Genomic DNA, 8,136 nt, shown 5'->3' with positions numbered 1-8,136 from the left:
ATCGACACCTATTCAGGGACGAATTCAGCCGACGCTCAGCCGGAGACCGATGCCGGCGTCGATGGATACGTGCCGCCTTCCGACAGTGCGGCTCCGGACATCGTTCCGCCGGAGCCGGTGCCTTACACCTTCGCGCCAGGTCCAGATCCGTATGCGGCGCCGGAAGCGGAATGGCCCACCCTCAAGCAGCACCTTTCGAGCAACGCCGTATCCTATGCCATTGGGGCGCTCGGTTTCGTCTGGCTTCTCCTGCTGGCACGCCCACGAGCAAGAGTAACCGCCACGCCAACCGTTCCTGCCTCCGTGTGGCCGTCGGCCACGGTTTTCGATGTCGATCCAGCGGAGCGGGGTGCGATCCTCAGCTATCCGTTGCTCGCCGGATCACGGGCGGCTTTCCTGGGCGGCCTCGTCATGAACCTGGCGGTGATCGCCTTGCTGTTCATCGGGCAGATCTACGACGTGCTGGCCTATTCCGTTTTCAGCCCCGAGTTTCAGTTTCCGTTCTCGAATTTTGTCACTTCCTGGATCGGCGGCCTCGCCAACCAGGAGCTCATCCTGATCATCATGACGCTCGGCACGGCGCTCCTCCTGATCAATGCCCGTATTGTTCGGCGCCTCGATCGGGTGCCGGTGACAGCCATGGCCACCATTGCTTCGGCTCTGGCTGCAGCCTTCTTCGTGACTGCCGCCGTGTGGATTCTTCTTACTGTGGGCCGGGAAGGGCCGAGCCTCAGATATCTCTACGTCGGTCTGGCCGGTTGGTTGTTCGTGGTTCTGCTGCGGGGCTGGTGGTGCCTCGTTTACCTCGGCGACGAGCATCTACAGCTGCTGCGTGCCGACAACACTGATGTCCTCAGCCGAGATGCTTTGGCGGACTCATGCGGCATTCCCTACATCACCCGATACCTGACCTCCAATCGACGTCTTGTGGCGGTTTTCTTTTTCCTCTCGGCTTTGACGCTGTCTCTCTACGTCGGGTTTCTGGTTGCCTTCTTCTCGACGGCAATCCAGTTCGAGGACCAAGTGATCCAGCTCCTGGGCCTCATCGTCGCGCTGCTGATCCTTCCGCTGCTGCTGGTCGTCGGGAATTTTTTCCAGAAGCTTGCCAGAGCCAATGCATGGAACTCGATCGACCGCCTGACGGCGGCCGATCCACGTCCGCCCATCCTTTTTCTGCGCGCTTTCAAGGATGACCAGTTGGCTGTGCCGCCCGCGCGACTTGGATTTCTCGGACGCCTTATTTCGTTCGGGCTGCCACCCCATTCGCTCGACACGATCCTCGTCGAGGAGGGGGTGCGCTTCGGGCCTGTCGTTGCACTTGGCAATCCAAGGGATGCCTTTCCGCCTTATGGCGCGGCACGCGGTTATTTCGAGAACAAGGATTGGCAGGACGCCGTCAGGGACCTTGCGGAGCAGTCTCAGCTCATCGTCCTCTGCGCGGAGGAGACCGAGAGCGTCGCGTGGGAAATCGACCATGTGATCGCGCAGGGCTATTTGCCCAAGGTATTATTTATCGTTCCGCCGGCCTACGGCGATCCCGAGAGGAACGTCGCGCTGGTTCGGCGCCTGATCGGCAAGCTGCGGGAGCGGTATCCGGGGCTTGCAGCCGAAGCCCACCAACAAACCGCAAATACGCTCGCTCTTGCGTTCGACGATGCCGGCCAGCCCGAGCTCGTGCAGAGCTCGAGCGGATCGCGTGTCGCCTATCAGCTCGCCCTGCGCCGGCTTATCCGCGCCCGGTTAGGCGAGGCAGGGCGTCCGGTGGAGGCCGGAGTGCAGACGGCCCTCAAGGGCTTGGTCGGAAAGACATCGGGCTTCAGTGCTGCTCCCCTTGTGGAGACGCAGCCACCGCAGGTGTCCGCGATGGAGGTTGGCCTGCTGGCTGCGGTCGCGTTTCTGATCAGCCTGGCGTTTTGGGGGAACGTGTCGCGCGTCATCGTCTCCCTGCTTGTCGTGTATGCGCTCGTGCGGGTCGTAGGAAAGACGTCGTGGAGGCAGGCCGCCATCGCGAGCGTCGCCGGTGTGGGCCTCGCTCAGTCCGTCGCACGAGGTATTTTATGGCTCGCGCCGCCGCTCGGCCTCGAAGAGGGGTTCCGGCTGACAGAGGAGACCGTGCTGGCGCTCACGGTAGCGTCCGCACTCTCGGCGGGAGGCGTGATGCTCGGCATGATGCTCGTCGTTCCAAGGGTCAGGAGCGTGCGTCTCGCGCTCGGCGTCATTCTGGTCGCCGGGCTTTGCACCGGCACCGGCCTTCTCTTACGAAACGGACTCGGGGGTGAGTTCATCGGCATGCTGGCGACCTGGGTCGGCAACGCGGCGCGTGATGCCTCCGTCTACGGGGGGCTGGCCATGGCGCTCGGTCTGCCGGTGCTTCCTGCGGGATTGGCCGCATCGGGCGCGCCATCGGCACGCCGTCTCGCGGGTCTCGAGCTGTTGGACGCGGAAACGCGCTCGGCGTGGCTTAGAACCTTGCAGTGGCTCGCAGCGACGGCTGCAGTGGCGTCGGCCGCCGCGTTGATCGCCAGTAGTTTTCCGGGGGCGATCGACATCTACAGTCCGCGAGGGGCGGTGAACGCCGCGAGCATTCCGGCGACGGTTTGCCTCCTTGCCGGCATTCTTCTGGGGCTTCGTCCCCGCAGTGTTCTGTGGGTGCTGCTGTCGGCGGCGCTTTTCCTCTCTGCGGGCGTCGTCGCGTACCTTCTCAACATGCCCTATCGCTCCGGCGATCTTATCGCGGGTCCGTTGGTGTTGTTGATCGGCATCGTGCTCGCGCGGCGCGATTGGCTGGAGCCGTACGCGCTCCCCAAGTTCATCTACGTCTTTGGCGGGCTTGCCGTGACGTGGATTATGCTCAAGTCCCTACCGGATGTCCTCTACCCGCTCCCGTGAGCGCTGCCGTCCGCCGTGGCTTCTACTCGGCGGCCTCCTGGTAGGTCTCCAATGGTGGGCACGAGCAGACGAGATTGCGATCGCCGTAGACATTGTCGACGCGATTGACCGGGGGCCAGTATTTGTCGACGCGGAAGGCCCCCGGAGGGAAGCATGCCGCCTCGCGCGAATATGGCCGATCCCAAGCACCCACCAGATCCTCCACCGTGTGCGGCGCGTTCTTGAGCGGGTTGTTCTTGCGGTCGATGCGGCCTTCCTCGATGGCGCGGGCTTCCTCGCGGATCGCCAACATCGCGGAGCAGAATCGGTCGAGCTCCGCCTTGGTCTCGCTCTCGGTGGGCTCGATCATCAGCGTTCCCGGGACGGGCCAGCTCATGGTGGGCGCATGGAAGCCGCAGTCGATCAGCCGCTTGGCGATATCGTCTACGGTGACGCCGGCGCTTTCGAGCAGGGGCCGGGTGTCGATGATGCACTCGTGCGCGACGTATCCGTTCCGCCCCTTGTAGAGGATGGGGTAAGCGCGTTCGAGCCGCTTGGCGATGTAGTTGGCGTTGAGGATGGCGATGCGGGTGGCTTGCGTCAGCCCGCGTCCGCCCATCAGCAGGCAATAACTCCACGAGATCGGGAGGATGGATGCCGACCCATAAGGCGCTGCCGAAACCGTGTGCTCTCGGCGGTCCGTCTCAGGATGCCCCGGGAGGAAGGGGATGAGATGCTTTTTCACGCCGATGGGTCCCATGCCGGGGCCGCCACCGCCGTGCGGGATGCAGAACGTCTTGTGCAGGTTGAGGTGGCTGACGTCGGAGCCGATGTCACCCGGCCGCGCGAGTCCCACCAGTGCATTGAGGTTGGCGCCGTCGAGATAGACCTGGCCGCCGTTGGCGTGCGTGATGTCGATGAGCTCGACGACCGTCTCCTCGAACACGCCATGGGTCGAGGGATAGGTGATCATGCAAGCGGCGAGGCGGTTGCTGTACTTCTCGGCCTTGGCGCGGAAGTCGGCGACATCGATGTTGCCGCTCGCGTCCGTACCGACGACGACCACCGTCATGCCGCACATCTGAGCTGAAGCCGGATTTGTGCCGTGTGCGGAGGCAGGGATGAGGCAGATATCGCGGGCGTGGTCGCCGCGGCTCTTGTGATAGGCGCGGATCGCGAGGAGACCGGCATACTCGCCCTGAGCGCCGGAGTTCGGCTGCATCGAGATCGCGTCATAGCCGGTTATCTCGCAGAGCTTCCGTGACAGGTCGTCGATCAGCTCCTTGTAGCCCTCTGCCTGATCGGCGGGCGCGAACGGGTGCATCTCGCCGAACTCGGGCCATGAGATGGGCAGCATCTCGGCCGTGGCATTGAGCTTCATGGTGCACGAGCCGAGCGGGATCATGGACCGGTCAAGCGCCAGGTCGCGGTCGGCGAGGCGGCGCATATAGCGCGTCATCTCGCTTTCGGCGCGGTTCATGTGGAAGATCGGGTGCGTGAGGATTTCAGACGTGCGCATTAGATCCCGCGGCAGGCGGGAAGCGGGATACGCTTCGTCATATCCGAGGTCGAAGCCGCCGAACGCCCGCCACACGGCTTCCAGCGTATCGGGGCGTGTGCGCTCGTCGACGGTGATGCCGATGCGGTCGCTTCCCACCTTGCGGAGGTTCACGCCGTTGTCGATGGCGTTCTTCAAGATCAACCCCTGGTAAGCGCCGACCTCGACCGTGATGGTGTCGAAATAGGCTGCGGGGCCGACCTTGAAGCCGAGCGACGTGAGGCCTTCGTCCAAGCGCGCGGCGTCACGATGCACGCGCTCGGCGATGGCCTTCAAGCCGCGCGGGCCGTGGAATACGGCATACATGGATGCGATGACGGCGAGGAGCACCTGCGAGGTGCAGATGTTCGAGGTCGCCTTCTCGCGCCGGATGTGCTGCTCGCGCGTTTGCAGCGCGAGGCGGTAGGCGCGGTTGCCCTTGGAGTCGACCGATACGCCGACGATGCGTCCGGGTAGTGTGCGTTTGTGCTCGTCACGGGTGGCCATGTAGGCGGCGTGCGGTCCGCCATAGCCCATCGGCACGCCATAACGCTGCATGGACCCGATGGCGATATCGGCGCCCATGTCTCCCGGGGATTTCAGAAGCGTGAGGGCCAATGGATCGGCGGCGACGATGGCGATGGCGCCCGCAGCATGCAGTTTTGCAATCGGCGCCGAGAAATCATGGCAGGCGCCGCAAACGCCCGGATACTGGAACAGCGCTCCGAACACGGCCTCGGGCTTCAAATCGGCGAACGGATCTCCGACGACGATGGTCCAGCCGAGCGGCTCGGCGCGCGTTTTCACGACGGCGATGGTCTGCGGCAGGCAGTCCTTATCGACGAAGAAGTGCGTGGCCTTGGATTTCGAGATCCGGTGCGCCATGGCCATTGCCTCGGCCGCTGCCGTGGCCTCGTCCAGGAGCGAGGCGTTGGCGACGTCGAGACCGGTCAGGTCCGTGACGAGTGTCTGGAAGTTCAAGAGCGCTTCGAGGCGGCCCTGACTGATCTCAGGCTGATAGGGCGAGTAGGCGGTGTACCACGCCGGGTTCTCGAATATGTTGCGCTGGATGGCGGGCGGCATGGTGGTGCCGTGGTAGCCCTGGCCGATGAGAGACGTGAGCACGCGGTTCTTGTTGGCTGTGGCGCGCACTTTGTCGAGGGCGCGGCGCTCGGACAGGGATTTTCCGAAATCGATACGCGAGGTCTGGCGGATGGCCGCCGGCACGGTGTCGTCGATGAGCTTATGCAAGCTCTCGACGCCGATCACCGCTAGCATGTCCGCGATTTCCGCCGCCGAGGGGCCGATATGGCGCCGGTTGGCGAAGTCATAGGGATCGTATGAGCCAGGCATGGTGTTCTCCGCCAGAATGTGTGCGTCAGCCGATGAGCTTCTTGTAGGCGTCCTCGTCCAAAAGGCCGTCGAAGTCCGATGGGTTCGCGAGCTTGATCCTGTAGAGCCAGCCTTTGCCGAGAGGATCGGAGTTGACGAGTGCGGGGTTTTTCACCACGTCATCGTTGATTTCGACGACCTCTCCATCGACAGGGGCGAATACGTCGGATGCGGCCTTTACCGACTCGACGACCGCGGCAGCGTCGCCCTTCTTCAACGCCGTGCCGACCTTCGGCGGCTCGACGAAGACGAGATCGCCGAGCTGGGTCGCTGCGTGCTCCGTGATACCGACCGTCGCAACGTCGCCGTCGCGTGTCAGCCATTCGTGCTCGTCGGTGAATTTCATCACGGCAGATCTCCTCTCATGATCAGCGGCGTTGGCCGCGTTTGAATCGCGATGGAACGAATGGCAGCGGGGTGGCGATCATCGGTAGCCGCTTGCCTCGCACCTCGGCAAAAACGACGGTGCCGGGTGCGGCTGCCGACGGCGGCAGGTAACCCATGGCGATGGGGCGATCGACGGTCGGACCAAAGCCGCCCGATGTGACCGCGCCGGCATGCTCGCTCGCGTCTTCCGACGTGAATAGCTTCGTGCCCGCGCGAATGGGGGCGCGCCCCTCGGCAAGGAGTCCGACGCGGCACCGCGATGTGCCGTGAGCGATCTGATCGAGGATGATCGTGTGGCCGGGAAAGCCGCCTTCGCGTTCGCCGCGGTGGCGGCGTGCGGCTTGCATGGCCCAAGTCAAGCCCGCTTCCACCGGCGTCGTGGTCTCGTCAAGATCCGATCCATAGAGGCAGAGCCCGGCTTCGAGGCGCAGCGAATCCCGCGCACCGAGGCCGATCGGCTCGACGGTCTCGTCTTCGAGCAACCTCGCCGCGATCCTGCTCGCGCTGTCGGGGACAACGGAAATTTCGAAGCCGTCCTCGCCGGTGTAGCCCGAGCGGGTGAGGAAACACTCCGAGCCCAGGATATCGAGGGTTACGACGTCCATGAACATCATGCCTGTGCACGCGGGTGCAAGACGGGCCAGGGCCGCTTCCGCTTTCGGGCCTTGCAGCGCGATCAGTGCGCGGTCGAGCCGCTCGATGATGCAGGTGTCCGAGAGCTGGGTGCGCAGATGCGCTTCATCGGCCATCTTGCAGGCCGCATTGACCACGAGCAGGAAGTGATCGCCGCGATGGGCGATCATGAGGTCGTCGAGAATTCCACCGTTCTGGTTGGTGAAGAGCCCATAGCGCTGGCGGCCGGACTTGAGACCCAGGACATCGACCGGAATTAGACGCTCCAGTGCCAATGCGGCGTCGGAGAGACGCCCCGACCTGGCGCGTACGGTCAGTTGCCCCATGTGCGAGACATCGAACAGACCTGCCGCCGTGCGGGTGTGCAGGTGCTCCTTGAGGACGCCCGGCGCGTATTGGACCGGCATTTCGTAGCCGGCGAACGGCACCACGCGCGCGGCTTTCGCGACATGGAGCGCGTAGAGCGGGGTGCGCTCTAAAATAGATTTCGGGTGAGGAGACGATGTGTCGCTCACAGGAGGCTCCATAGCTATCCTGCGCACAAATGTGCACAGGAGCGAGCCCCCTCTGTCGCGAGACCTGAAAGATTAGGCGCCGTGCCTGCCGGCGTATGCGGAAGGCCTAGCCCTTGTCATCTTCGGTGGGTGAGATGGTTGAGCATCGCACCACTTTCCAGAGTGTCATCGAATTGCGGTCCGTTTGCCTGAGAGGTTCCGGGGCGGTTGCTCCTTCGGCGTCGGCTATCCGAACTGGTACGGGACGACCGATCTCTTCCGCAATTCATCGCTGACAATCCAAACATGGGGAGCTTCGGATTGCCGGTCAACACCACTTTGGTCGCGCGGCGTCATGTCTATTGCGCGCCTCATTGCGAGGGTTGACGGGTGTGCTCTCCGATGTATTTGCTCCCGCTCCGCTCGCCGTGCCGAGGGCGGGCCGGCGTGGCCGACGCTGCGGTGTCGGCCGCGCTTTATCGAGCGCTCGTGGATTCTGGAAACGAACGCCCCAGTTCTACGCTTCTGCGAGCGGGTCGGGGCGCGGCGCTTGTCGTCAGTCTCTCGCGACCGCAATGCCGGTGTGGACGGTGGCGCGTACCCATTCCTCGCTCATCTTGCGAAACGCCTAAGACGATTTCACCGATTGATTGGCTGTGGAGGCAGTCTGGAGCGAACTCGTCTCTACGAATATCCCTGATAGCCGCCCATTTACAGGGTATTCGCGCGATTTGCGCTGTCATATGGACAAAAACGCCTCGCGACAGGCCGCATCTGAGGAAAATTCCCTACTGCGACGAACAGGGAATTCAGTCAGCCACCAGC

4 protein-coding genes and 1 riboswitch are annotated in these 8,136 nt (G+C 63.6%); of the genes, 1 reads left to right on the top strand and 3 read right to left on the bottom strand.

Annotated features, from left to right (window positions below; genetic code table 11):
* A partial coding sequence (locus tag QZV93_RS03230) for a hypothetical protein (protein WP_295555919.1) occupies positions 1 to 2,889 on the top strand: 2,889 nt, incomplete at its 5' end.
* A 22-nt stretch (positions 2,890 to 2,911) separates the two neighbouring features.
* Here the strand turns inward: QZV93_RS03230 and gcvP are convergent.
* From gcvP to gcvT, 3 genes are read right to left on the bottom strand one after another with little or no spacing between them, the layout of a single operon-like run.
* Positions 2,912 to 5,758 carry an aminomethyl-transferring glycine dehydrogenase gene (gene gcvP / locus QZV93_RS03225; protein ID WP_295555917.1) on the bottom strand — a complete coding sequence of 949 codons (2,847 nt, stop codon included), beginning with the start codon at positions 5,756 to 5,758 and terminating at the stop codon, positions 2,912 to 2,914.
* Between the two features lie 25 nt (positions 5,759 to 5,783).
* The gene (gcvH, locus tag QZV93_RS03220) at positions 5,784 to 6,146 is read right to left on the bottom strand and encodes a glycine cleavage system protein GcvH (protein ID WP_295555915.1); all 363 of its coding nucleotides are present in this window, start codon (positions 6,144 to 6,146) and stop codon (positions 5,784 to 5,786) included.
* Between the two features lie 19 nt (positions 6,147 to 6,165).
* Positions 6,166 to 7,344, bottom strand: coding sequence for a glycine cleavage system aminomethyltransferase GcvT (gene gcvT, locus QZV93_RS03215; RefSeq protein ID WP_295555913.1), 1,179 nt, complete (start codon positions 7,342 to 7,344; stop codon positions 6,166 to 6,168).
* A 154-nt stretch (positions 7,345 to 7,498) separates the two neighbouring features.
* Positions 7,499 to 7,603: riboswitch (glycine riboswitch) on the bottom strand.
* Positions 7,604 to 8,136 lie beyond the last annotated feature (533 nt).

It is taken from the genome of uncultured Hyphomicrobium sp., from assembly GCF_902826555.1.
Classification (GTDB): Bacteria; Pseudomonadota; Alphaproteobacteria; order Rhizobiales; family Hyphomicrobiaceae; genus Hyphomicrobium_C.
The sequence above is the reverse complement of the archived record's forward strand: the minus strand, read 5'-3'. Positions and strand labels throughout refer to the sequence as shown.

Coding starts and splice junctions, on each gene's coding strand:
- gcvP (WP_295555917.1), bottom strand. CDS start 5,758: ATGCCTGGCTCATACGATCCCTATGACTTCGCCAACCGGCGCCATATC.
- gcvT (WP_295555913.1), bottom strand. CDS start 7,344: ATGGAGCCTCCTGTGAGCGACACATCGTCTCCTCACCCGAAATCTATT.